At 64.8% G+C, this 23,265-nt stretch carries 25 protein-coding genes; 14 read left to right on the top strand and 11 right to left on the bottom strand.

The window, feature by feature from the left end; all coding sequences use genetic code 11:
- Window positions 1-28: 28 nt before the first annotated feature.
- The 5 genes from JLZ96_RS03865 to JLZ96_RS03845 all read left to right on the top strand — a co-directional run bounded on the left by JLZ96_RS03865 (window position 29) and on the right by JLZ96_RS03845 (window position 6,048).
- The gene (locus tag JLZ96_RS03865) at window positions 29-1,474 is read left to right on the top strand and encodes a wax ester/triacylglycerol synthase family O-acyltransferase (RefSeq protein WP_027496513.1); all 1,446 of its coding nucleotides are present in this window, start codon (window positions 29-31) and stop codon (window positions 1,472-1,474) included.
- A gap of 11 nt (window positions 1,475-1,485) precedes the next feature.
- A complete protein-coding gene (locus JLZ96_RS03860; RefSeq protein ID WP_201009517.1) occupies window positions 1,486-2,010 on the top strand; it encodes a DUF6912 family protein in 525 nt (174 codons plus the stop codon).
- Window positions 2,011-2,148: 138 nt separating this feature from the next.
- Window positions 2,149-3,264: a ferredoxin reductase gene (locus tag JLZ96_RS03855; protein WP_027496515.1), complete on the top strand. Its 1,116-nt coding sequence runs from the start codon at window positions 2,149-2,151 to the stop codon at window positions 3,262-3,264.
- Window positions 3,265-3,372: 108 nt separating this feature from the next.
- The gene (locus JLZ96_RS03850; RefSeq protein ID WP_032366301.1) at window positions 3,373-4,668 is read left to right on the top strand and encodes a fatty acid desaturase; all 1,296 of its coding nucleotides are present in this window, start codon (window positions 3,373-3,375) and stop codon (window positions 4,666-4,668) included.
- A 129-nt stretch (window positions 4,669-4,797) separates the two neighbouring features.
- Window positions 4,798-6,048: a fatty acid desaturase gene (locus JLZ96_RS03845; protein WP_032370715.1), complete on the top strand. Its 1,251-nt coding sequence runs from the start codon at window positions 4,798-4,800 to the stop codon at window positions 6,046-6,048.
- Window positions 6,049-6,096: 48 nt separating this feature from the next.
- On the opposite strand, the gene rsgA is transcribed toward JLZ96_RS03845, so the two are convergent.
- The 3 genes from rsgA to ybaK are packed head-to-tail and all read right to left on the bottom strand — an operon-like array spanning window position 6,097 to window position 8,897.
- On the bottom strand, window positions 6,097-7,131 hold the full coding sequence (rsgA, locus tag JLZ96_RS03840; protein WP_027496518.1) for a ribosome small subunit-dependent GTPase A: 1,035 nt from the start codon (window positions 7,129-7,131) through the stop codon (window positions 6,097-6,099).
- Window positions 7,083-8,399: a 3-phosphoshikimate 1-carboxyvinyltransferase gene (gene aroA / locus JLZ96_RS03835; protein ID WP_032366303.1), complete on the bottom strand. Its 1,317-nt coding sequence runs from the start codon at window positions 8,397-8,399 to the stop codon at window positions 7,083-7,085. Before aroA ends, rsgA begins: the two co-directional genes overlap by 49 nt.
- Before the next feature lie 6 nt (window positions 8,400-8,405).
- Window positions 8,406-8,897 (bottom strand): Cys-tRNA(Pro) deacylase, encoded by a 492-nt coding sequence (ybaK, locus tag JLZ96_RS03830; protein ID WP_201009516.1) that lies wholly within the window; start codon window positions 8,895-8,897, stop codon window positions 8,406-8,408.
- 91 nt (window positions 8,898-8,988) lie between these two features.
- On the opposite strand from ybaK, the gene JLZ96_RS03825 reads away from it, so the two are divergent.
- Window positions 8,989-9,765, top strand: coding sequence for a sigma-70 family RNA polymerase sigma factor (locus tag JLZ96_RS03825; protein ID WP_236253825.1), 777 nt, complete (start codon window positions 8,989-8,991; stop codon window positions 9,763-9,765).
- Between the two features lie 44 nt (window positions 9,766-9,809).
- Window positions 9,810-10,097, top strand: a complete 288-nt coding sequence (rsrA, locus tag JLZ96_RS03820; RefSeq protein WP_027496522.1) for a mycothiol system anti-sigma-R factor — start codon at window positions 9,810-9,812, stop codon at window positions 10,095-10,097.
- A gap of 69 nt (window positions 10,098-10,166) precedes the next feature.
- On the opposite strand, the gene JLZ96_RS25190 is transcribed toward rsrA, so the two are convergent.
- Complete coding sequence (locus JLZ96_RS25190; protein WP_370878772.1) at window positions 10,167-10,241, bottom strand: 50S ribosomal protein bL37; 75 nt, start codon at window positions 10,239-10,241, stop codon at window positions 10,167-10,169.
- A gap of 119 nt (window positions 10,242-10,360) precedes the next feature.
- Between JLZ96_RS25190 and JLZ96_RS03815 the strand changes: the two genes are divergently transcribed.
- The gene (locus tag JLZ96_RS03815; RefSeq protein WP_027496523.1) at window positions 10,361-10,576 is read left to right on the top strand and encodes a biotin/lipoyl-binding carrier protein; all 216 of its coding nucleotides are present in this window, start codon (window positions 10,361-10,363) and stop codon (window positions 10,574-10,576) included.
- Between the two features lie 21 nt (window positions 10,577-10,597).
- A complete protein-coding gene (locus tag JLZ96_RS03810) occupies window positions 10,598-12,076 on the top strand; it encodes a sensor histidine kinase (protein WP_027496524.1) in 1,479 nt (492 codons plus the stop codon).
- 152 nt (window positions 12,077-12,228) lie between these two features.
- Here the strand turns inward: JLZ96_RS03810 and JLZ96_RS03805 are convergent, their stop codons facing one another.
- The gene (locus JLZ96_RS03805; protein ID WP_032366305.1) at window positions 12,229-12,483 is read right to left on the bottom strand and encodes a WhiB family transcriptional regulator; all 255 of its coding nucleotides are present in this window, start codon (window positions 12,481-12,483) and stop codon (window positions 12,229-12,231) included.
- Window positions 12,484-12,749: 266 nt separating this feature from the next.
- On the bottom strand, window positions 12,750-13,703 hold the full coding sequence (locus JLZ96_RS03800) for a diacylglycerol kinase family protein (RefSeq protein WP_201009515.1): 954 nt from the start codon (window positions 13,701-13,703) through the stop codon (window positions 12,750-12,752).
- Between the two features lie 189 nt (window positions 13,704-13,892).
- On the opposite strand from JLZ96_RS03800, the gene JLZ96_RS03795 reads away from it, so the two are divergent.
- Window positions 13,893-14,324 (top strand): hypothetical protein, encoded by a 432-nt coding sequence (locus tag JLZ96_RS03795; protein ID WP_201009514.1) that lies wholly within the window; start codon window positions 13,893-13,895, stop codon window positions 14,322-14,324.
- Here the strand turns inward: JLZ96_RS03795 and JLZ96_RS03790 are convergent.
- Together JLZ96_RS03790 and JLZ96_RS03785 are read right to left on the bottom strand one after the other, a co-directional pair.
- Entirely contained in the window at window positions 14,321-14,797 is a 477-nt protein-coding gene (locus JLZ96_RS03790; RefSeq protein WP_201009513.1) for a GNAT family N-acetyltransferase, read from the bottom strand. The two genes, JLZ96_RS03795 and JLZ96_RS03790, sit on opposite strands and share 4 nt — an antisense overlap.
- Entirely contained in the window at window positions 14,794-15,453 is a 660-nt protein-coding gene (locus JLZ96_RS03785) for an acid phosphatase (RefSeq protein ID WP_048320261.1), read from the bottom strand. Before JLZ96_RS03785 ends, JLZ96_RS03790 begins: the two co-directional genes overlap by 4 nt.
- A gap of 196 nt (window positions 15,454-15,649) precedes the next feature.
- Here JLZ96_RS03785 and JLZ96_RS03780 point away from each other — a divergent pair, with 196 nt between their 5' ends.
- On the top strand, window positions 15,650-17,116 hold the full coding sequence (locus tag JLZ96_RS03780; protein WP_032372689.1) for a DHA2 family efflux MFS transporter permease subunit: 1,467 nt from the start codon (window positions 15,650-15,652) through the stop codon (window positions 17,114-17,116).
- A 56-nt stretch (window positions 17,117-17,172) separates the two neighbouring features.
- On the top strand, window positions 17,173-17,967 hold the full coding sequence (locus tag JLZ96_RS03775) for a ParA family protein (protein ID WP_027496529.1): 795 nt from the start codon (window positions 17,173-17,175) through the stop codon (window positions 17,965-17,967).
- A 23-nt stretch (window positions 17,968-17,990) separates the two neighbouring features.
- Here JLZ96_RS03775 and JLZ96_RS03770 read toward each other — a convergent pair whose 3' ends face one another.
- On the bottom strand, window positions 17,991-19,244 hold the full coding sequence (locus JLZ96_RS03770; protein WP_094622384.1) for a hypothetical protein: 1,254 nt from the start codon (window positions 19,242-19,244) through the stop codon (window positions 17,991-17,993).
- 9 nt (window positions 19,245-19,253) lie between these two features.
- Window positions 19,254-20,810 (bottom strand): DEAD/DEAH box helicase, encoded by a 1,557-nt coding sequence (locus JLZ96_RS03765; protein ID WP_230074291.1) that lies wholly within the window; start codon window positions 20,808-20,810, stop codon window positions 19,254-19,256.
- A 413-nt stretch (window positions 20,811-21,223) separates the two neighbouring features.
- Between JLZ96_RS03765 and JLZ96_RS03760 the strand changes: the two genes are divergently transcribed.
- Entirely contained in the window at window positions 21,224-21,958 is a 735-nt protein-coding gene (locus JLZ96_RS03760; protein ID WP_236253824.1) for a ferritin-like fold-containing protein, read from the top strand.
- 137 nt (window positions 21,959-22,095) lie between these two features.
- Complete coding sequence (locus JLZ96_RS03755; RefSeq protein WP_027496533.1) at window positions 22,096-22,323, top strand: DUF3107 domain-containing protein; 228 nt, start codon at window positions 22,096-22,098, stop codon at window positions 22,321-22,323.
- Window positions 22,324-22,406: 83 nt separating this feature from the next.
- Here the strand turns inward: JLZ96_RS03755 and JLZ96_RS03750 are convergent, their stop codons facing one another.
- Window positions 22,407-23,060, bottom strand: a complete 654-nt coding sequence (locus JLZ96_RS03750) for a TetR/AcrR family transcriptional regulator (protein WP_027496534.1) — start codon at window positions 23,058-23,060, stop codon at window positions 22,407-22,409.
- Window positions 23,061-23,265: the final 205 nt, after the last annotated feature.

The raw sequence follows: 23,265 nt of genomic DNA, 5'->3' as shown, positions 1-23,265 counted from the left end.
CGTGCGAGGACGGGGACCGAGACACGCGATGGCGACCAGACTGACGGCGCAGGATGCGTCGTTCTACTTTCTCGAGGCCGGCAGCAGTCCCATGCACCTCGGCTCGCTCGCCGTCTTTCGGACCCCGCGGAGCGGTTTCAGTTACGACCGACTGCTGTCGTTGGTCGAACAGCGACTGATGCTGGTTCCGCGCTACCGGCAGAAGGTCCGCGAAGTCGCGTTCGGTTTGGCGCGGCCGGTCTGGGTGGACGACGCGGATTTCGACATCACCTATCACATCCGTCGTTCGGCACTACCCAAGCCGGGGACGGACGATCAGTTGCACGACCTGATCGCGCGACTGACCTCACGGCCGCTCGATCGCACCCGACCGTTGTGGGAGATGTACCTGGTCGAGGGACTCGCGAAGAATCGTTTCGCCATCTTCACCAAGTCTCATTCGGCCCTCGTCGACGGCGAGAATGCGCTCGACATCGGTCAGGTCATTCTGGATGCGAGCAAGAACCCCGCGCCGATGGCCGAGGAGCTGTGGATGCCCGCTCGTGAGCCCAAGGACTCGGTGTTGGTGCTCGACGCGCTCACCGAACTGGTGGTGCGTCCGGGCGAGAGCATCGAGACGTTGCGCGGCGCGGTCAACGGGGTTGCCGGTCTCGCGGGCGACGCATTGCGCGCCGCGGGCAAGGTCGCGGCCGTGCTGCGTACCGCGACACAGAGCGCCCCGTCCAGCCCACTGAACGCGCCGATCTCACGAAATCGTCGGTTCGCCGTGGCCAAGACCGAGCTGGCCGATTACCGCAGGATCCACGACAGATTCGACTGCTCGATCAACGACGTCGTGCTCGCAGTCGTCACCGGCGCGCTGCGAAATTGGTTGCTCTCGCGCGGCGAACCCGTCACGGCATCGTCCACGGTGCGGGCCATGGTGCCGATGTCGGTGTACGTCTCGTCCGATCGCGTCGGCTTCGGTGAGGGCAGCGACATGTCCGGTGAGCCGGCCGAGGACGATCGCAGCGAGGTGTCCTCGTTCCTCGTCGACCTCCCGGTGGGGGAGTCGAACGCCGTCGTTCGGCTGTCTCACATCGCGCACGCGACCGAGGCCCATTCTCATCAGAGCCGCGGTGTGACGGCTCAGACGCTGATGCGGATCAGTGGGTTCGCTCCGGCGAGCCTGCATGCCATGGGTGCGCGGGCGGGTAGCCGACTCTCGCAACGAGTGTTCAACCTGATCGTCACGAACGCGCCGGGGCCGCAGTTTCCGCTGTACGTCGGTGGTGCCCGGATGCTCGAGATGTACCCGGTGTCGCCGCTGTTCGAGAATCAGGCGTTGAGTATCGGGCTGACGTCGTACGACGGTTTCGTGTTCTTCGGGCTCAACGCCGACCGCGGAGCGATGCCCGATGTGGATGTGGTGACAGCGCTACTGCACGAGGCGCTGGAAGAGTTGGTCGACGCCAGCAATGAATCGAGAGTGTGAGGTCTTCTGCAATGCGTGTCTACGTTCCGGCGACGCTGGAGTTCTTGAAAGTGCTCGCAGCCGAGGGCGAGTTCAGTCCGGTCTCGCGCACCGCATTCGCGGTGACGCCCACCTTGCGTGAGGCGTACTCGTCGGGCGACGACGAGGAGTTGTCCGAGGTCGCGATGGGGGAGGCCGCGCGTGCCTCGCTGCGCCTGATCGCCGCGGCCGTCGACGACGAGGCGGACACGGGGACGGTGGCCGACGGCGTGGTCTACCGACGGGCGGTGATTGCCGCAGACGTCGACGATCCCACCCTGCGTCCCGATCTCGACGACGCTGTCGTTCGGCTGAAGGAACCGCTGCGAATGGATCAGGTCGCGTCGGTGCACGTCGATCTGGAAGGGGCCGAAGAAGCGGTTGCCAAGGCTGTCTCCGCCGTGGACGCAGCGGACACGGGCGATGCCGATGCAGAATTCGTTCTCGGTGATGCCGAAGACCACACGCTGGCGTGGTACGCCCCCCAGGAACTACCGTTTCTGCTCGATCTGCTGTGATCCTGCTCTCGGCCACGACCTGGCGATATCCACGGTTGGGCTGTCTGCAGAGGTGACCATGGGACTCAACCTACGGTAGCGTAACCTCGATGCCCGCACGCGGTTCGGTACGACGATCGAGGGGATGGGGAACACCCGATGGATCTGAAGAAGTGGTTGGAGGCCCCGGTGGCCGGTGTCTCGGCACCCAAGCGGCCGAGGCTGAACATGCTGCGTGGTGCTTTCACCCGCATCACCACTCCCTTGCTGCCCGACGACTACTTGCACCTCGCCAACCCGTTGTGGTCGGCCCGTGAACTGCGCGGCCGCGTCGTACGCGTGGAGAAGGAAACCGCTACCGCGGTGACACTGGTGATCCAGCCCGGGTGGGGCTTCAATTTCGACTATCAGCCGGGTCAGTACATCGGAATCGGACTGCATCTCGGCGGTCGGTGGCACTGGCGCTCGTATTCACTGACCTCGCCGCCGAACTGGGAAGACAAGCTGATCTCCATCACCGTCAAGGCGATGCCCGAAGGGTTCCTGTCGTCACATCTGGTGGGCGGCGTGCCGCAGGGGACCATCGTGCGACTGGCGGCACCGAAGGGCAATTTTGCACTGCCCGTTCCGCCGCCCGCCAAGATTCTCTTCGTCACCGCAGGCAGTGGCATCACCCCGGTCATCTCGATGCTCAGAGCACTCGATCGTCACGGCGACATGCCCGATACCGTGCATATCCACTCGGCCCCCACCGAGGACGAGGTGATGTTCGCGGCCGAACTCGCAGCCCTCGAGAAGTCGCATCCCGAGTTCACCTCTCACGTGCAGCTGACGCGTTCCGACGGCAAGTTCGCTCTGTCCTCGCTCGATGAGCTCTATCCCGACTGGCGTACCCGCGACACCTGGGCCTGCGGTCCCGCGGCACTGCTCGAGGAAATCGAGAAGACGTGGAAGCGCGAGGGCATCGAGCACAAGCTGCACCTCGAGCGGTTCGAGATCTCGCGCGCCGATACGTCCGGTTCCGGCGGAACCGTCACGTTCTCCAAGTCCGACAAGAAAGCGGCGGCGGACGGGGCGACCACGCTGCTCGAAGCGGGCGAAAATGTGGGTGTTCGGATGCCGTTCGGCTGCCGTATGGGTATCTGCCAGACGTGTGTGGTGCCGTTGACCGCAGGGCATGTGATCGACCTGCGTTCCGGTAAGGAACACAGCGAGGGTGACCGCGTCCAGACGTGCATTTCCGCAGCCGCGGGCGACTGCACATTGGAACTGTAGGTCTGTTTTTCGCACACTGCCTTCTCAGGCTGCTGGGTTACGCTCACGTAGGTTGCCCACGCTGAACCCCGGTATTTCGGGCGCCGCACACAACTGTTGGAGGACCCGGTGGCCATCACCGACATCAAAGAGTTTGCTCACCTGACCGAAGAAGACATGGAAGCGTTCGGGCGCGAACTGGACGCCATTCGCCGCGACGTCGAGGACAGTCGCGGCGAACGCGATGCCGCATACATCCGCCGGACCATCCGAGCTCAGCGCATGCTCGAGCTCGGCGGACGCGCCGTGCTGCTCGGCAGCAAGTACCGGCCGGCATGGCTCGTGGGGACCGCGATGCTCAGCGTCGCCAAGATCATCGAGAACATGGAACTCGGCCACAACGTGATGCACGGCCAGTGGGACTGGATGAACGATCCGGAAATTCACTCCACCTCGTGGGAGTGGGACCAGACCGGACCGTCGGAGCAGTGGAAGCGGGCGCACAACTACTCGCACCACACGTACACCAACATCGTCGGAATGGACGACGACATCGGTTTCGGCATCCTACGGATGACCCGCGACGAGCCGTGGAAGCCGATCAACCTCGTTCAGCCGCTCGCCAATGTCGTGCTGGCGACGACGTTCGAGTGGGGCATCGCACTGCACGACTACGACGCTCAGAAGCAGCTCGACGGGGAACACGAAAAAGGCCTCTTCAAGTCACCGGCGGCCCGCGCTTTCGCGCGCAAGATCGCCAAGCAGGTCGGCAAGGACTTCGTCCTGTTCCCGGCCCTGTCCGGCCCGGCGTGGAAGTCCACGTTGACCGCCAACGCCACGGCCAACCTGGTTCGAAACCTCTGGGCCTACGCCGTGATCTTCTGCGGTCACTTCCCCGACGGCGCCGAGAAGTTCACGATCGGTCAGTTCGAGAACGAGACCCGGCCCGAGTGGTACCTGCGGCAGATGCTCGGTAGTGCCAACTTCGAGGCTGGCCCCGTCATGGCGTTCATGAGCGGAAACCTCTGCTACCAGATCGAGCACCACATGTTCCCGGACCTACCGAGCAATCGGTACTCGGAGATCGCAGAGAAGGTGCACGCGCTGTGCGACAAGTACGACCTGCCGTACACGACAGGGTCGCTCGGTAAGCAGTACCTGTTGGCACTGCGGACCATCCACAAGCTGTCGCTGCCCGACAAGTGGTTGCGCGCAACCTCGGACAACGCGCCCGAGACATCGTCGGAGCGGCGTTGGCGCGTCGGCGATTCTCCGACCGTGCACGCACTTCGCATCGACCCGCTCACCGGCCAGCGCCGTGGACTGCGCTCGGCGATGCAGGAGGCACGAGGAGCTCTGCGCAACGCGAAGAAAGAAGCCAAACGACAGGCGAAGGCGCTCCGGCGATCGGACGTCACCGCCTGATTGTGAATCGTCACACAGATTCGCGCCCGTAACCTACGCGACCGTAAGTTACGATACGGTAGGTGACGGAAATGCACACGGCTCACTACCGCACGCTGTGTGTTCACAACTGCCAGGAGGCTGTTTCCCATGGCGATTTCGGACATCAAGGAATACGCGCATCTGACCGACGCCGACATCGAAGCACTGGGCCACGAGCTCGATGCGATTCGGCGAGACATCGAGGCGTCCCGTGGTGAACGCGACGCCCGGTACGTGAAGAACACGATTCGGCTGCAACGCTCGCTCGACATCGGCGGACGTGCAGTCCTGTTCGCCAGTCGCCGCCGCCCGGCATGGTTGGTCGGTACCGCCATGCTCGGGGTCGCGAAGATCATCGAGAACATGGAGCTCGGCCACAACGTCATGCACGGCCAGTGGGACTGGATGAACGATCCGGAGATCCACTCCACCTCGTGGGAGTGGGACAACACCGGGCCCTCGGCGCACTGGAAGCAGACGCACAACTACATTCACCACAAGTACACCAACGTGTTGGGCATGGACGACGACGTGGGTTACGGCCTGCTGCGCGTCACCCGCGACCAGCGTTGGAAGCCGTTCAACATCGGCAACCCGGTCTACAACCTGTTGCTGCAGCTGTTCTTCGAGTACGGCGTGGCGCTGCAGCACCTGGAACTGGGCAAGGTGGCCAAGGGCCGCGTCCCACGTGAGGAATTCGAGCAGAAGCGTCGCGAGGTTCTCGAGAAGGTCGGCAAGCAGATGGGCAAGGACTATGTCCTGCATCCACTGCTCACCGGACCTGCCTGGAAGAGCACGCTGACGGCGAACATCGTCGCCAACATGATGCGCAACGTGTGGACCAACACCGTCATCTTCTGCGGGCACTTCCCCGACGGTGCCGAGAAGTTCACAAAGTCGGACATGGAAGGCGAGACGCAGGGGCAGTGGTACCTGCGTCAGATGCTGGGCAGCGCGAACTTCAACGCCGGTCCGGTCATGGAGTTCATGAGCGGCAATCTCTGCTACCAGATCGAGCATCACCTGTTCCCCGATCTACCCAGCAATCGTCTGCGGGAGATCAAGGTTCGGGTTCTCGAACTCGCGGAGAAGTACGACCTGCCGTACACGACCGGTTCGATCGTGCACCAGTACTTCCTGTCGTGGCGAACCATTGCCAAGCTGTCGCTTCCGAACAAGTACTTGAAGGCGACCAGCGACGACGCGCCGGAAACCGCGTCCGAGCGTAAATGGGAACAGGCACCTGCAGGTCTGTTCGCCGTCGACCCCGACACCGGAAAGCGGCGTGGCCTCCGGACCGCGATCGCAGAAACCAAGAAGCGCAAGGGAATTCGCAGACTGGTCGGCAAAGCAGCCTGACCGCCTCCGATTTCGAGTAGCGAAGCCTGGTACAGACCCCGTGGGTCTCTACCAGGCTTCGTTCGTTCGAACCGCTTCGAGCAGGAGCCGTACGGCAGCCACCCGTCGTGCTGCATCCCCGGTGAGTGTGTCGAGAGCGCACTCGGGATCTGCCGGGGGGCCCAGGTGTGTGCAGCCGCGGGGGCAGTCCTCGATGGTCTCGGCGAGGTCGGAGAATGCGGCCACGACGTTCTCCGGCGAGATGTGTGCCAATCCGAACGACCGGATGCCGGGAGTGTCGACCACCCATCCGCCGCCCGGTAGCGGCAGCGCCACCGACTGCGTCGACGTATGGCGGCCCTTGCCGACGCCCGAGACCACCCCGGTCGCGCGATAGGCGTCGGGCACCAGTCTGTTGACGAGCGTCGACTTGCCGACACCGGAGTGTCCGATGAGCGCGGTGACCTTGTTCGTCAGCATGGCGGTCAGTTCGGTCAGGTCCTCGGACTGGCCCGCCAGTACCACCGGGACGTCCAGATCGGCGAACGACGCGGTGAACTCGTCGGGTGCAGCGAGATCGCTCTTGGTCAGGCACAGCACCGGTTCGAGCCCGCCGACATACGCTGCGACGAGAGCGCGCTCGACGAAGCCGGTGCGGGGAGGTGGATCGGCAAGCGCTGCGACGATGAGCAGTCGGTCGGCGTTGGCCACCACGACGCGTTCGAACGGGTCGGTGTCGTCCGCGGTGCGGCGCAGCACCGTTCGCCGCTCGGCCACGCGCACGATTCGGGCCAGAGTGTCGACCTTGCCCGACAGATCTCCGACGATGCCGACCTCGTCGCCCACCACGATCGGAGTTCGCCCCAGCTCGCGGGCCCGCATCGTCACGACCGGCCGAGACGGGTCACCGTCGAGTACGCAGCCCCAGCGGCCGCGGTCCACGGACACCACCATGCCGGCTTCGGCGTCGTTGTGTTCGGGTCGAGTCTTGGTGCGCGGACGAGAACTCTTGCCCGGCCGGATGCGGACGTCGGACTCGTCGTAGCGGCGCGCGGTCAGGATCCGACCCCGCTGGGTGTGGAAGCGGACAACATCGTGTCCCACAGGTTCTCGAAGCCGGGGAGAGTCTTGGCGGTGGTGCCGATGTCGTCGACCTCGACGCCCGGGACGCGGAGCCCGACGATCGCGCCGGCAGTGGCCATGCGGTGGTCGGCGTAGGAGTGCCAGGTGCCGCCGTGCAGCGGTGCGGGATCGATGCGAATGCCGTCGTCGGTTTCGACCGCTCGCCCGCCGAGGCGCACTATCTCGGTCGTCAGTGCGGCCAGTCGGTCGGTCTCGTGACCGCGTAGGTGGGCGATGCCGCGCAGGATGGACGGCCCCTCGGCCAGGGTGGCGAGCGCTGCGACGGTGGGGGTCAGCTCGCCGACGTCGTGTAGATCGAAGTCGATGCCGCGCAACGTGTTCGGACCTTCGACGGTCAGCACCCCTGCGCGTAGTTCGACCACCGCGCCCATCTGCGTGAGGATCTCGCGGAACACATCGCCGGGTTGAGTCGTCGACTCAGGCCAATTCGGTACTCGCACAACACCTTCGGTGACAGCGGCGGCAGCGAGGAACGGGGTGGCGTTCGAGAGGTCCGGCTCGATGCTCCAGTCGACGGGGGTCACCGAACCGGGATGCACGCGCCAGGTGTTCGCGTCTCCGCTCGATTCCGGGGTGTCGACTCGGACACCCGCACGGCGCAGCATCTCCACGGTCATGTCGATGTGCGGCATGGACGGGACGGGCTTACCGATGTGATGGATCTCGATTCCCTCGTCGAATGCCGCGGCCGAGAGCATCAGACCCGAGACGAACTGCGAGGACCCCGAGGCGTCGATCTCGACGGATCCACCACGCAGCGAACCGGTACCGCGCATCGTGAACGGCAGCGCGCTGCCGTCGACGTCGGCGCCCACAGCGCGCAGTGCGTCGAGGATGGTGTCGAGCGGCCGGATGCGAGCCTGCTCGTCTCCGTCGAAGGACACCACGCCGTCGGCGAGCGCGGCCAGGGGCGGGACGAAACGCATGACCGTTCCGGCCAGGCCGCACTCGACGGATCCACCGTGCAGCGTTCCCGGCGTCACACGGAGAGACGTCGGATCGTTGCGGTCGGCGGCCACCTGCACGCCCAGTGTCTCCAGAGCATGGATCATCAAGTCGGTGTCGCGGCTGCGAAGCGCGCCGGTGACGGTCGACGGGCCGGATGCGAGCGAGGCGATGATCAGCGCGCGATTGGTGATCGACTTCGATCCGGGCAGAGTGACTGTCGCGTCGATGGGTCCATCGGCGGCGGGGGCTGTCCAAGTGCTCACCGGTCCATCTTCGCTCATCGGCGGTCAGTGTGCGGCGATGGGCGCGGTGACGGCGCGCGTGAGGCGAACGAGATCGGCCGGAGCGAGTTCGATCTCCAGGCCACGGCGACCCCCGCTGCACAGCACACGGTCGAACTCGAGTGCCGAGTCGTCGATGACGGTGGGCAGGGATCTACGTTGGCCGAGCGGCGAAATTCCGCCGAACACGTAGCCGGACGACCGTTCGGCGTCAGCTCTGTCGGCCATCGCGACCTTCCGTGTGTCCAGAGCGGCTGCTGCCGCTTTCAACGAGAGCATTCCGGTGACGGGGACCACCGCGACGGCCAGCGAACGATCTGCGCGTTCGACGACCAGGGTCTTGAACACCTGCTCCGGGCGCACGCCGAGGCGCTCGCCCAGAATCTCGGCGGCCTCGCTGCCGAACGACTGCGTGCGCGAATCGTGCTCGTAGGTGTGCACGGTATGCGCCACCTTCCGTGCGGTGAGCAGCGCAAGAGCGGGAGTCGACGCAGCCATTCGTCGGACTCTATCGACTGCGGCGGGAACACCGCGGCGCGCGGCAGTGTTGTGACAGGGCAGATACGGATGCAGGCGGAAGGAATGACGAATGGCAGTGCTGACCGCGGGACGTCCCTTGGCGATCAAGGGGGTGATCTCGTCGCAGAAGCCGACTTCGGGCGCGGTAGCCTGGGTGCTGGAAGCTACCGAAGGGATCAGCGTGACAGAAGCCAGGACTCCCACCGAAGCGGACGAGAAGGCGATCGCCGAGCAGCGGGCAGCCGAGACCGAGGCCCAGCTGACCGAACGCTTCGAGCGTGACGCGTTGCCGATGCTGGACCAGCTGTACGGTGCCGCGCTGCGGATGACGCGCAACCCCGCAGATGCCGAGGACCTGGTGCAGGAGACGTTCGTGAAGGCCTACTCGGCGTTCCGGTCGTTCCGTGAGGGCACGAACCTGAAGGCGTGGCTCTACCGAATCCTGACCAACACCTACATCAACTCCTATCGCAAGAAGCAGCGTCAGCCTGCGCAGTACCCGACCGACGAGATCAGTGACTGGCAGCTCGCCGCGACCGCTGAACACACGTCCACCGGACTGCGCTCGGCCGAGGTCGAGGCGCTGGACGCACTGCCGGACGACGACATCAAGGCCGCTCTGCAGTCGTTGCCCGAGGAATTCCGGATGGCGGTGTACTACGCCGACGTCGAGGGTTTCCCGTACAAGGAAATCGCGGAGATCATGGGAACGCCCATCGGAACGGTGATGTCGCGCTTGCATCGTGGGCGTAAGCAACTTCGAGGTTTGCTGGCGGGTGTGGCCCGCGACCGTGGATTCAACCGGGACGGCGCAGTCGACCGGCACGAGCAGGAGGTAGTCCAGTGACGCGCACCGGTGATTCCGGCGATGACATCATCGGCGGCGGTTCTGTGGGCGACGGCGGAGCCGACGCCGAATTCGAGCGACTGGATTGCTCGGCCGTGATCGCGGACGTATGGATCATGTTGGACAACGAGTGCGACGAGGCCAGCAGGCAACGGTTGCAGAAGCACATCGACGAGTGCGGATCGTGCTTCGAGGCGTACGGCATCGAAGAGAAGGTCAAGCGGCTGATCTCCCGTAAATGTGGCGGAGATCAAGCGCCCGCCGGGCTTCGCGAGCGACTCAGCGTGGAAATCCGACGCACGGTGCTGACCCGTAGCGTCGACTCCGAATAACCTGATCGTACCGACGACGAAGGGCCGAGAAGCAGTGCTTCTCGGCCCTTCGTGGCTGGTGGCAGAACGTCAGCTGTTGGGACGTTTGCCGTGGTTGGCCTTGTTGCCCTTACGAGCACGCTTCTTACGTCCACGCTTTCCCATGATGGGCTCCTCTCGTTTGTTCACTACAGTCTCCCACGTGTGATTGGCTTACTGTGACGGGCATGGTCTCCGGTGTGTGCCCGCCGCGGTTCGAGGTGTCGTGAGAGAGGGGTTCGCCGGTGTCCGAGGATGTTCGTGCGGAGATGGTGTCGACGGTGTTTCAGGTGGTCGTGGCCCGCGGTGATGCCGTCGAGGTCGGTGACACGTTGGTCGTGCTGGAGTCGATGAAGATGGAGATTCCCGTGCTCGCCGAGACCGCAGGCACCGTCACGTCCGTGGACGTCGCAGTGGGGGATGTCATTCAACAGGGCGACCTCATCGCTGTGGTGTCCTGACCGACGGCTGCGTGAGAACCCGTGTCGACCCTCAGTGACCTGCTGGCCGAACACACCGATCTGCCCGGTGCCGCGGTGGACCATCTGCAGCGCGTCGTAGGGGAGTGGCAGCTCCTGGCCGACCTGTCGTTCGCGGACGTATTGCTCTGGGTCGGTACCGACGATGTCTCGGACGGGTCGGCGGACGTGCTGTGTGTCGCCCAGTGCAGACCCACCACCGCGCCGACGGTGTTCACCCACGACATCGTGGGGACGACCATCTCCGAGTCCGAGCACCCCGAAGTGCTCGTCGCGTTGCAACAGCGAAAGATCGTGCAGGGTGGTGTTCTGACCCGGAGCGAGAGCATTCCCGTGCGGTGTGGAGAGCACGTCATCGCCGTGCTGACCCGCGACACCAATCCGGCCCAGCTTCGGCCGCCGAGTGCGCTCGAGGTCGCGTATCGGGAATGTGCGGACGATCTGTGCCTGATGATCAGCGAGGGAACGTTTCCGACGCCGGAGGAGCGAACCGACGTCAACTCGTCGCCGCGGGCCGGCGACGGCTTCATCCGCATCGATACCGAGGGACGGGTGGATTACGCGAGCCCCAATGCGCTGTCGGCGTACCACCGAATGGGTTTGACGACGGAACTGTCGGGCCGTGACCTCGCGTCGGTGACGCGGTCTCTGGTGACCGACCCGTTCGATTCGCAAGAAGTGGCCGACCATATCCGGTCGTCACTGTCCGGCAACGTCGGGCACCGAATGGAAGTGGACGCCCGCGGCGCGACGGTTCTGGTGCGCACGTTGGCACTGCAGCCGCACGGTCGATCCGCGGGCGCAGCCGTGCTCGTCCGAGACGTCACCGAGGTGAAGCGACGCGACCGTGCGCTGCTCAGCAAGGACGCGACGATTCGCGAAATCCACCATCGAGTGAAGAACAACCTGCAGACCGTGGCGGCTCTGCTGAGGCTGCAGTCGCGGCGGCTCGAGAACGAGGAAGCTCGTACCGCGTTGTCCGAATCCGTTCGCCGCGTGACGTCCATCGCGCTGGTTCACGAGATGCTGTCGATGTCGGTCGACGAAGAAGTGGATCTCGACGAGATAGTCGACCGGTTGGTGCCGATCATGCTCGACATCGCCACCGTCAACCCTCGGGTGCGGGTGGTCCGGGACGGCCAACTCGGTGTCTTCTCCGCCGAGCGGGCGACGCCGCTGGTGATGGTGTTGGCCGAGCTGGTGCAGAACGCGATGGAGCACGGGTTCGACGCCGGATCGGTCGGCGTGGTGCGCATCGGTGCCGATCGCTCGTCGAAATGGCTCGACGTCGTCATCCACGACGACGGCCGCGGATTGCCCGCAGGGTTCTCGTTGGAGCGTTCGGACGGACTGGGGCTGCAGATCGTACGCACTCTGGTGTCGGTCGAACTGAACGGTTCTCTGGGCCTGCATCCGGCTCCTGGAGGTGGCACCGACGCCATGCTGCGAGTGCCACTGGGCCGTCGGGTGCCGCGAGCCTGACGGGCCGCTCGTGAACAGTGCGTTACGAACCGGCCGCACTGTGACGTGAGAACGCCCGATCTGTGGAAGCGCCCGCTATGCAGTCCGACATGCAGAAGGCCCGGTATCCGCTGAGCGGATGCCGGGCCTACCGAGTGTTGTGTGTCTGCGTCCTAGACGGAGCTACGTGCGCGCGTACGTGCGTTGCGTCGCTTGAGTGCACGGCGCTCGTCTTCGCTCATTGCGCCCCATACTCCTGCGTCCTGGCCGGATTCGAGTGCCCAGGACAGGCATTCTGCGGTGACGGGGCACCGAGTACAGACGACTTTGGCATCGGCGATCTGCGCGAGCGCCGGACCACTGTTTCCCACCGGGAAAAATAGTTCCGGATCTTCATCGCGACAAATTGCCTTGTGGCGCCAGTCCATCCTCTGCTCCTTACCGGGCGCCGAAGCGCCGTTTCGTTTCTCTTCTGTTTCACGAGTGGGTAACCAATGTTTCCGCACTGTTGCTTGTGAATGCTTTCACGAACTCAGGTGAAGTCAAGGGATACGCGCGTGACCGTGGTCAAGCTCACTCTGTTAGGCTCGCTTTAGCCTTCTGCGCTCCTTTGTACCCCGACTCGGCAGATATTGCTCGTGATTTCGCAGGAAATTGCCCATCGAGCATCTTCGCGCGCAGGTCACAGTGGGTCTCACGTGACGGGCGCGACAACATCCAATGCGTCGGGAGTCGAGAAGAACTCCGCCTCGGTGCGTTCACCCAGATAGTCTCCGTCCATCTGCAGCCCCATCGGTTCTGCAGACGTGATTCGAACACTCGGGACGTCGTCGACTCGAATCAACTTGCGAGACTTCGGTTCTGCACCTTTGGCCAACAGCTGACGCGACACCCGCAGCGTGGGGAACAGTGCCGTCGAGCGCATCGCGAACACGCCGAGACCCGAATCGAAAGCGGTCCCGGGATTGGTATGGACCGGACGATCGTTCAAGAAGGTCCACGGACTCGAGTTCGACACGAACGCATAGTGCACGTTCTCGATCGGATCCCGCCCGGGAACCTCCACCGTCAGCTGCGCCGGACGACGCTTGTGCTTGAAGAACTCCTGCACCGAGAACCGGAGATAACGCGTCGCCGACACCGGCGTACCGTCCTTCCGGCTCGCATCGATGGCCCGACACACTTCCGCGTCCAAACCCATCCCGGCATTGAACGTGAACCACCGGTTGTCGCAATGCCCCAGACCGACCGTCCGCCGCGCCCGCGCATCCAGCAGACCGATCAACTGATTCGTGGCCGCTACCGGATCCGCCTCGATTCCGAGAGAGCGCGCGAACACATTCGCACTACCACCGGGAACGACCGCAATAGGCGGAATCGCGCCGATCGTCACCGCCTGCATCGACGTCGGCAACGGAACCCCGAGCAGACCGTTGATGACCTCGTTCACCGTGCCGTCACCCCCGTGAACGATCACCAGGCCCACCCCGTCCTCACGGGCACCCCGAGCCAACTCCGACGCATGATCACGATGCGTCGTCTGCGCCACCGTCACCCGCAACCGACTCGACAATGCATGAGCCAACAGATCCCGAGCTGCAGCCGTCGTAGAAGTCGCATTGGGATTGACGATCAGCAGCGCACGCACAGGAACAAACACTAACCGGGTGGCTCGGCGGACTCCACCGGCACCACCCGGCTCGTTCCGCAGGCTCCACTCCCGCCCCCTGGGTCGTTCCGCAGGCTCCACTCCCGCCCCCTGGGTCGTTCCGCAGGCTCCACCGGCACCACCCGGGTCGTTCCGCAGGCTCCACTCCCGGTTGCCTAGGCTGGTCCCGTGTCCACCCAACCCGAGAACCTCACCCCACCGGCCACTTTTCGATCCGCCGGGGTCCTCGTCGCAGCACAAGGTGCCGTCTCGCTGGTCGCGGCCTTCGTTCTCGTCGTGCGCGCGGTCTCCGGAGAGGGCGACAACGCTGTCGCCAACGGGTACGGCACGGCCGGGTGGTTCGGCGTGCTGGGCCTGGGTGTCGGCGCGGCAGGCGTCGCCCTGATTCTCGGCAAACGGTGGGGGAGAGCACTGGCAACCGTCGTCCAGCTATTGCTGCTTCCCGTCGCGTGGTCGCTGCTCACCGGTTCACATCAGACCGTCTACGGCATCGTTCTGGGAGTCGTTGTGGTTGCGGTATTGGTGCTGCTGTTCAGTCCACCCTCGTCGCAGTGGATGGCGGCCGAGTACAGCGACGTCGACGACGAACCGCGTCTCTAGGACGCTTTCGCTGCCAGGTCCCGCAGGGCACCGTCGGTCAATCGGAATGTGGTCCACTCGTCCTGAGCCTGCGCGCCCAACGCTCGGTAGAACCCGATCGACGGGGTGTTCCAGTCCAACACCGACCAGGTCAGTCGCGTGTAGCCGTTGGTTTCGCACTCGGCCGCCAACGCTGCGAGTAGTGCGGTTCCGAACTCATGGCCGCGTGCGTCCGGCTGCACGTAGAGGTCCTCCAGATAGATTCCGTTGACCCCGTCCCAGGTGGAGAAGTTCAAGAACCACAGAGCGCACCCCACCACCACGCCGTCGTGCTCGGCGACGTGCGCGAATACCGTCGGATTCTCACCGAACAGAGCCGACCGGAGTTGGTCGTCTCGGACCGTGCACAACGAGGACGCCTTCTCGTACTCCGCCAGTTCGTGGACCAACCCGCAGATGGCGGATACATCGTCTTCGGTGGCGCGGCGGATCATCGTGGACCTCCGGTCGGGTCGGTGCCGATCGAGCGATCGGTGGCTGCAGAGAGAATCGAGGGGTGAACATTGTGGGCGATGAGCTGTCGAAAGGAGTGCTCGAAACCGAGCAGTGAGTAGGCGGCCGGGGACAATGCGAAGCGCTTCCCTTCGGTGATGGACGCTTCCGTCCAGCCGGCGATCAGTGCTCTCGAGAAATGGCCGTGTCCCACCAGCACCACGTCCCGGCCTTCGAGCAGTGGAAGAACAACGGACAACACCAGTTCGACGCGAACAGCGATGTCACCGATCGACTCTCCGCCCGGGCACGGGTGCGTCCAGACGGTCCAGTGCGGCACTGTCTCGTGGATCTCCGACGACGTGATGCCCTCGTAGTCGCCGTAGTCCCACTCCGACAGTGCATCCCATGTTCGATCGACCTCGAGCCCCGCGAGATCGGCTGTCCGACGGGCCCGTTCGCGCGGGCTGCTGATGACCACCGGGTCGCGCAGATTCAGCAGAGTCAGCAGTGAGCCGGCCTCGACTGCCTGCTGCTCACCGTGCGCGGTGAGTGGAACATCGGTGTTTCCGGTGTGCTTACCTGCGAGGGCCCATTCGGTTTCCCCGTGACGGAGTAGAACGACTCGGCCGGCCTCGACGGCTCCGTGGTTGGTCATGCACTCGATCATGCCTGCCGGTCGGGTGTGGGCTTCGTCATACCGAACCGGTGGATGTGTCCGAAAACGCGATTGAGTCCAGACCTACCGGACGGTTATTCTCTTCTGGATCTTCACCGTCGCAGGCAACGCAGTCCTGCCCGTCAGTGTGCTCACTGCATTGACCTCGTAGCTCTTCTCATCGATCTGGAGAACAATGACCGACTTGCAGAAGCCCGCGCCCTCCGGTGCCCCGGAGAAGCTCGACGGAGCGTTGCTGAAGATCGCCGGTGTCGTCGTTCTCGGCGCGATCATGTCGATTCTCGACGTCACCGTCGTCAGCGTGGCCTTGAGGACGTTCACCGACGTGTTCGAGACCACGTATGCCAACGCGGCCTGGACGATGACCGGTTACACCCTCGCCTTGGCCACCGTCATCCCGTTGACGGGCTGGGCTGCGGACCGTTTCGGCACCAAGCGTCTCTACATCACGGCACTGGTGCTGTTCGTACTCGGTTCGGTGCTGTGCAGTTTCGCCTGGGACATCACGTCGTTGATCGTGTTTCGCGTACTGCAGGGCCTCGGCGGAGGCATGTTGATGCCCCTGGGCATGACGATCATGACGCGTGCCGCCGGCCCCGAACGGATCGGCCGGGTGATGGCCGTGCTCGGTGTGCCGATGCTGATCGGGCCCATCGCGGGCCCCATCCTCGGCGGTTGGCTGATCGAGGCCGCGAGCTGGCACTGGATCTTCCTCATCAACTTGCCGATCGGCATTCTCGCGCTGATCGCCGCAATCGTGATCTTTCCGCGAGACAATCCGACCCCGTCGGAATCGTTCGACTTCCGCGGCATGCTGATGCTCTCGCCCGGTCTGGCCCTGTTTCTCTACGGTGCGTCGTCGGTCGTCGAAACCGAGACCGTGTTGGCCGTCAAGGTGCTGGTTCCGGTCATTGTGGGCCTGGTGCTGATCGTGTTGTTCGTCTTCCACGCTCTGCGCGTCGAGCATCCGTTGATCGACCTGAGGCTCTTCCGGAACCGTTCACTCACCGTCGCAGTCATCACGACCACCTTCTTCATGGTCGCGTTCATGGGCGCAGGGTTGCTGTTTCCCAGCTACTTTCTGCTCCGCGGCGAGTCCACACTGTCGGCCGGGCTGCTTCTCGCACCGCAGGGTATCGGCGCGATGATAGCCATGCCGATCGCCGGAGTGATCGCGGACAAGACCGGTCCAGGACGAATCGTGCTGATGGGCATGGTCCTGATCACCGCAGGCATGGCGGTGTTCACCCAGGTCGGCACCAGCACGTCGTACACGTTGTTGATCGGAGCCTTGTTCGTCATGGGGCTGGGGCTCGGCTCGACGATGATGCCCATCATGACTGCTGCGCTGCAGACGTTGACGAACGAAACAGTCGCTCGCGGTTCGACATTGATGAACATCGTCCAGCAGGCCGCCGGATCGATCGGAACCGCGTTGATGTCGGTGGTGTTGACCGCGCAGCAGAAGCCGGCGCTGACGGCCTCGAGCCAGCTCGAAGCATTCGACATCTCGGCGCGCGCGTTCGGGACCACCTTCATGGTCGCGTTGGTGCTCATCGTCATCACGTTCGTGCCCGCGTTCTTCCTGCCCCGAACCAAGCACGTTTCTCAGGAATCCGCGCCGCCGATCGTGATGCACTGACGCGCCCGGAACCGACAAACCTCGCTCGAGCGGCGAATCTAGGCAAGGATCAGGGCGTGACGACAATTCTTGCGGTAGCGAATCAGAAGGGCGGCGTGGCCAAGACCACTACGGTCGCCTCGCTGGCAGCCGCGCTGCACGCACTCGACCGACGCGTTCTGGTGGTCGATCTCGACCCGCAGGGATGCCTGACGTTCTCGCTCGGTCACAACCCGGACAAGCTCGACTCGTCGGTGCACGAGGTATTGACCGGGGACGCACAGGTCGAGGACGTGCTGATCGAGACGGCGGAGGGGATCGTGCTGTTGCCCGCCACGATCGACCTCGCGGGTGCGGAGGCGCTGTTGCTCATGCGCGCCGGTCGCGAGTTCGCACTCAAGCGTGCTCTGGCACCGATTCTGCAGGATTTCGACGTGGTCGTCATCGATTGCCCACCCTCGCTCGGTGTTCTCACGCTGAACGGTCTCACTGCAGCGCAATCGGTTCTGGTCCCGCTCCAGTGTGAGACGCTCGCTCACCGCGGCGTCGGACAACTACTGCGGACGGTGTCCGAGGTACAGCAGATCACCAACCCCGACCTCGCACTGCTGGGTGCACTGCCCACCCTGTTCGATGCCCGTACCACCCACAGCCGAGACGTGCTCGGCGATGTTTCCGATCGGTACTCGCTGCCGGTCCTCGCTCCGCCGATCCCCAGGACGGTGCGTTTCGCGGAGGCGAGTGCATCCGGCGCAACGGTGCTGTCGGGGCGAAAGAACAAGGGCGCGCAGGCGTATCGGGAGCTGGCCGAGAACTTGTTGGCCCACTGGGAGGGCACAGCAGAACTAAAGACGTACGACCCTGCGGAGTAGCTCCTCCGATCGGCCGTCCTCGATCAACCCAGCGCGACCAGGTCGGAACCGCGCTGCTCGACGACGACATCGCCGATCACGGAGGTCTGCACCGGTCCGTCGTAGTCGCCGCGATCGATCGGAATCTCGGCAATCACCGTGCCGGTGGCGAGCTCGACCACCGCGATCGCGTCGGGCACGGGAACCAGTAGCCTGCCGGCCATGACGGCACCGCTGCCGAGGGCCCCGGGCATGGACCACGCCGGAGTCAGGTCGGTGGAGTTCAGTGCCTGCACTCCGGAGCCGGTGAACCAGGTGAACACCGAACCCTGTTTCGCTGCCGGCGAGGCGGGCGGTGCGGATGTTGGGCCGAGGCCCGCGGGGAGAGCGAACTCGGAGACGGCCGTGGCGGTGTCGTCGTAGAGCGCGATGCGCGCAGGGGCACCGTTTGCGGACGGAACATACAGCGCGACAAGGCTTCCCGTCAGAGCCAGGACGCGTCCGGATGTCGGCTCCTGCTCCGAGGTGACGAGATCCGGGACCACCGAGGATCCGTACTCCTCGGGTTCGCTCGCATCCTTGGGGGCAGGGTTGAGCAGAGACAGTCGTGCGGCCGGCTCACCCGGGCACTGTTCGAGTACCGCCGTCCGCGAATTGGACGACGTGGTGGACAGGAGCGTGCATCCGGTTCTCGGCTGAGTACCCGGGTTGACCGGAGCATCGACGCGCCCGTATTCGAGTGTGCGCACCATGTCCGAGCGCCACAGTTCCATCCGAGTGTCACCTCGCGAGGTCACGTAGGTGCCGTCGGACGAGAGGTACACCGAGTCGTCTGCGTCGGAAGTGCGCTGTGCTGTGCGGACGCCGGTCGATCCGTCGAGCGTGGTCACCTGCGAGCAACCGCGGTCGTCGCGGTAGACCGAGACGGCAGTGTTCCAGGAGGCGATCACCGAGCACAGGGGTAGGTCTCGCGAGTACGACCACGCCGGGTCGCCGGAACGGGGGTCGTGGCCGACGACCGAACCGCCATCGGCGGTCACGACTGCCGAACCGGTCACGACCGGAACCGGCGTATGCGCCGAATCCGTCGCCGAACTCGGTGCCCGCCACAACTCGGACAGGGCGGCGGGCACGGAGGCGGCCGCCTCGGACGGCGCGAGTGGATTGTCGGCCGTGACAGAGGTGGTGCCCCGAGCGTCACCCGTGAGCCAAGCGACGCTCGCGGCCACGACCACCGTCACCGCGATGACTGCCGCGACGACGAGATCGGTTCTCGACCTACGTTCTGGAGCCAGCACGGCTGGAGACTACTCCGACGCGCTCGCCGTCGACGGTCCGGTCTCGGCGGACGATCCGCTCGTGCGGCGACGGCGTCGGCGACGAGGAGCGGTCTTGGTCGACGCTTCCGGTGTCGACGAATCGGTCGAATCCGACTGTGCTGCAACAGGGTTCGCGGTCGATGCAGAGGCGTTGGCCGAGTCGGTCGAGGTCGAGGCCTGGTCCCCGTCCTGTCCCGCGCGGGTGCGACGGCGGCTGCGTGAGCGGCGCGGCTTGCTCGGTGCGGACGCCTCTGCCGACGGTGCTGCGGACTCGGTGTCGGGGGCCTTGTCAGCGGCCTGCTCTGCGGCTCGCGCGGGTGCCGCCTTGCGTACGGTGCCGGTCGCATCGGTGGGGATATCGAGCTCGGCGAACAGATGCGGCGAGCTCGAGTAGGTCTCGACCGGATCCGGCATACCCAGATTCAGGGCCTTGTCGATCAGCTGCCAGCGCGGGATATCGTCCCAGTCGACGAGGGTGACGGCGATACCGGTGCGCCCTGCACGGCCGGTACGGCCGATGCGGTGGACGTAGGTCTTCTCGTCCTCGGGGCACTGGTAGTTGATGACGTGGGTGACGTCGTCGATGTCGATACCTCGGGCCGCGACGTCGGTGGCGATCAGCACGTCGATCTTGCCGGTGCGGAACGCCTTGAGAGCCTTCTCGCGTTGGACCTGCCCGAGATCTCCGTGGACCGCGCCGACCGAGTAGCCACGCTCGGCGAGCTCGTCGGAGACTTTCTGCGCGGTGCGCTTGGTGCGGGTGAACACCATCGTCGCGCCGCGGCCTTCCGCCTTGAGCACCTTGGCGACCATCTCGACCTTGTCGAGTGCGTGCGCCCGGTAGACGTGCTGGGCGGTGCGATCGTGCACGGCGGAGGACTCAGCCTCTTCGGCCCGGATGTGCGTCGGCTGCGTCAGGAACGTGCGGGCCAGCGTGATGATCGGGCCGGGCATCGTCGCGGAGAACAGCATCGTCTGACGCTTGTCGGGGACCATGCCCAGGATGCGTTCGATGTCGGGAAGGAACCCGAGGTCGAGCATCTCGTCGGCCTCGTCGAGAACCAGGACGCCGACCTTGCCGAGGATCAGGTGGTTCTGCTTGGCGAGGTCGAGTAGACGGCCGGGAGTGCCGACGACGACGTCGACGCCGTTCTGGAGCGCGCTGATCTGAGCTTCGTACGGGCGGCCGCCGTAGATGGAAAGAACCTTCACCGGGCCGTTCGCGCCGCTGAGGTACTTCGATGCATTCTCGAGGTCGGAGCTGACCTGAACACACAGCTCACGGGTCGGCACGATGATCAGCGCGCGTGGCGTGCCGTCGAGCGGGGTCGTTCCGGAATTCTCCGTGGCGAGACGATGCAGAAGAGGCACACCGAAACCGAAGGTCTTGCCCATTCCGGTCCTGGCCTGCCCGATGAGGTCGTCTCCCGCGATCGCCAGCGGAAGAGTGAGCTCCTGGATGGCGAAGGTGCGCTCGATACCCATGTCGGCGAGTGCACGAACGATGTCGGCGTCGACGTTCAACTCGGCGAACGTCGGTGGCACATGCGTGTCGTCCAGTTGGGCCGACAGGGTGGTGTCGCCGGTCTCGGATTCTTGGTCTACGACTATCTTGCTCAGGGGACTGGCCTTCCTCGTGGTCGAACGTACGCACAAGGAAGGGCACAGGCCTATTGCCGGCCGAAGTCGATGCCCTCAATCCGATGTGATGTCGCCGTCAGCCTCAGCGCGGCCGCGAACTGTGACGTTCGCTGCGGCGAAGCTCTCGAGGCGACCCGGATCAGGTGCGCACACATTATCGATGATCGCCGCATCGGCTTTCGGTCCGTGTGACAGGTCCGCGAGCAACGATCGACACCATGGTAGCTTGCCCGGCCCGATTCTCCACGGTCGACGGGTCGCGGCAGGTGTGACGCGCCCCGCGACGGGGCGTCGGACACGGGTCTACGATTCGTGGAATGGGAGCCCATTCGTCGGAGTCGTCGTCGCCCGCAGTTGCATCCACCGCCCTCGTCGGGTCGAGCGATCCGGACAGAGGGGAGCCCGCGATCGCACACGATCACCCGGGCGTTCCCGACTTGTTCGCCGTGCTCGCCTACGGCGAGATCTCTGCGTTCTACCGGTTGGCGGAGGACGCTCGAATGGCTCCGTCCATGGAAGGCCGGGTGGCGCTGGCGAGTATGGCCGCCGCCGAGATGAGTCACTTCGAGACGTTGGAACAGGCTTTGTCCAACCGTGGCCTCGACGTGTATTCGTCGATGGATCCGTTCGTGCGGTCTCTGGACGAGTACCACGCCTCCACCACGCCGTCGACCTGGTTGGAGTCGTTGGTCAAGGCATACGTGGGTGACGGAATCGCCGCTGATTTCTACCGGCAGATCGCGCACAGCCTCGCCCCCGACGTCGCGGAGATCGTCCGCGACGTTTTGGCCGAGACCGGGCACTCGGAGTTCGTCGTCCACGAGGTGTCCGAACGGGTCCGGGCGAGCTCCCAGGACAAGGCACGCCTGATGTTGTGGGGGCGTCGACTGCTCGGCGAGGCGATCACGCAGGCCCAGTTCGTGCTCGCGCAGCGCGAGTCGCTGACCGATCTCGTCATCACCGCGTCGGGCGACCTCAACGGGGTCGTCGCTCTGTTCGATCGCATGCAGGAGCAGCATGCCGAACGGATGTCCTCGCTCGGGTTGGACTGATCGGCTAGATCGGGCACCGGGCGGAGCCGGTCCCCGCCGGTGTTCGCTGACAGCACAGGCCTGGAAGCGGCTGCGGCACGCGGGCTGCACTAGCCTGGCGAGAACAGCGTCAGTTGTCGAGAGTTCGGAGGTTGACCGTGGAGGTCAAGATCGGTGTGTCGGAGAGTTCCCGTGAGCTCGTCGTGAACAGTGCGCAGTCCCCGGCCGAGGTCGAAGCGCTCGTATCGACCGCCTTCGCAGGTAAGGACGGAGTGCTGTCGTTGGAGGACGAGAAGGGACGCAAGTTCTTGATCCAGACCGCCAAGGTGTCGTACGTCGAGATCGGCCCGTCCGATCCTCGCAAGGTCGGGTTCGCAACCACCTGAGACGGCCGGTAACACCACACGCCCCTCGTTCTTCTCGAACGAGGGGCGTGTGGCGTATGTGGGCGGGATGCCCGACCGGCTGGTTACGGAGACTGCAGCGGAACGTGCGACAGGCCGCCCCAGGCCAGTGAGACCGTGGTGTCGACGGCGTCTTCCTTGGAGATCGGCCGATCTGCTTCGAGCCAGTAGCGCGCGGTGAACTGGCTGGCACCGACGAGGCCGACGGCCAGCACTCGTGCCCGGTACGGATCGAGTCCGGAATCGTGGGCAACCAGGTCGAAGACGGCGTCGACGCATGCTTCGGTCGCCTGCTCCACGCGGGCGTTGACCTGAGGGTCACCCATCAGATCCGACTCGAAGACCAGACGGAAGCCCTGGGTGTCGGTGTCGACGAAATCGTAGAACGCCAGAACGGCGGCGCGGACGCGTTGCTTGTTGTCGGTCGTCGAACGCAGAGCCTGACGAACCCCGGCGATGAGGGTGTCGACGTAGCTCTGCAGTACCGCCAGGTACAGCTCGAGTTTGCCGGGGAAGTGCTGGTAGAGAACCGGCTTGCTGACTCCGGCGCATTCGGCGATCTCGTCCATTCCCGACGCGTGATAGCCGCGGGTCACGAAGATTTCGCTCGCAGCAGCCAGCAGTTGCGCCCGACGGGCATCACGCGGCAGCCTGGCGCTGCGGCGGTTGCCGGTGGTGGCCGGACGGTCGGAGGACCTCCGGTCGTCGAGATCTGTCATCAAATATGTTCCCATCGCGTCGACAGCTGCGCTCGTCTTGGTTCGACAACGTGCGGTCCTTCGTGAACTTTCGGCGGGTGGCCTTCGGTTCGGACCGCTCGTAGCGCAGATCACGGGCAACGATACTCGTGGCCGTCGGCACCGCTGGGATCCTGGGGGATCCTTGTCGGAAACGGGCGATCTCGAATCACATCGGATGGTTTGT

This window comes from Rhodococcus sp. NKCM2511, assembly GCF_014905595.1.
In the GTDB taxonomy this organism is placed as follows: domain Bacteria; phylum Actinomycetota; class Actinomycetes; order Mycobacteriales; family Mycobacteriaceae; genus Rhodococcoides; species Rhodococcoides fascians.
The sequence above is the reverse complement of the archived record's forward strand: the minus strand, read 5'-3'. Positions and strand labels throughout refer to the sequence as shown.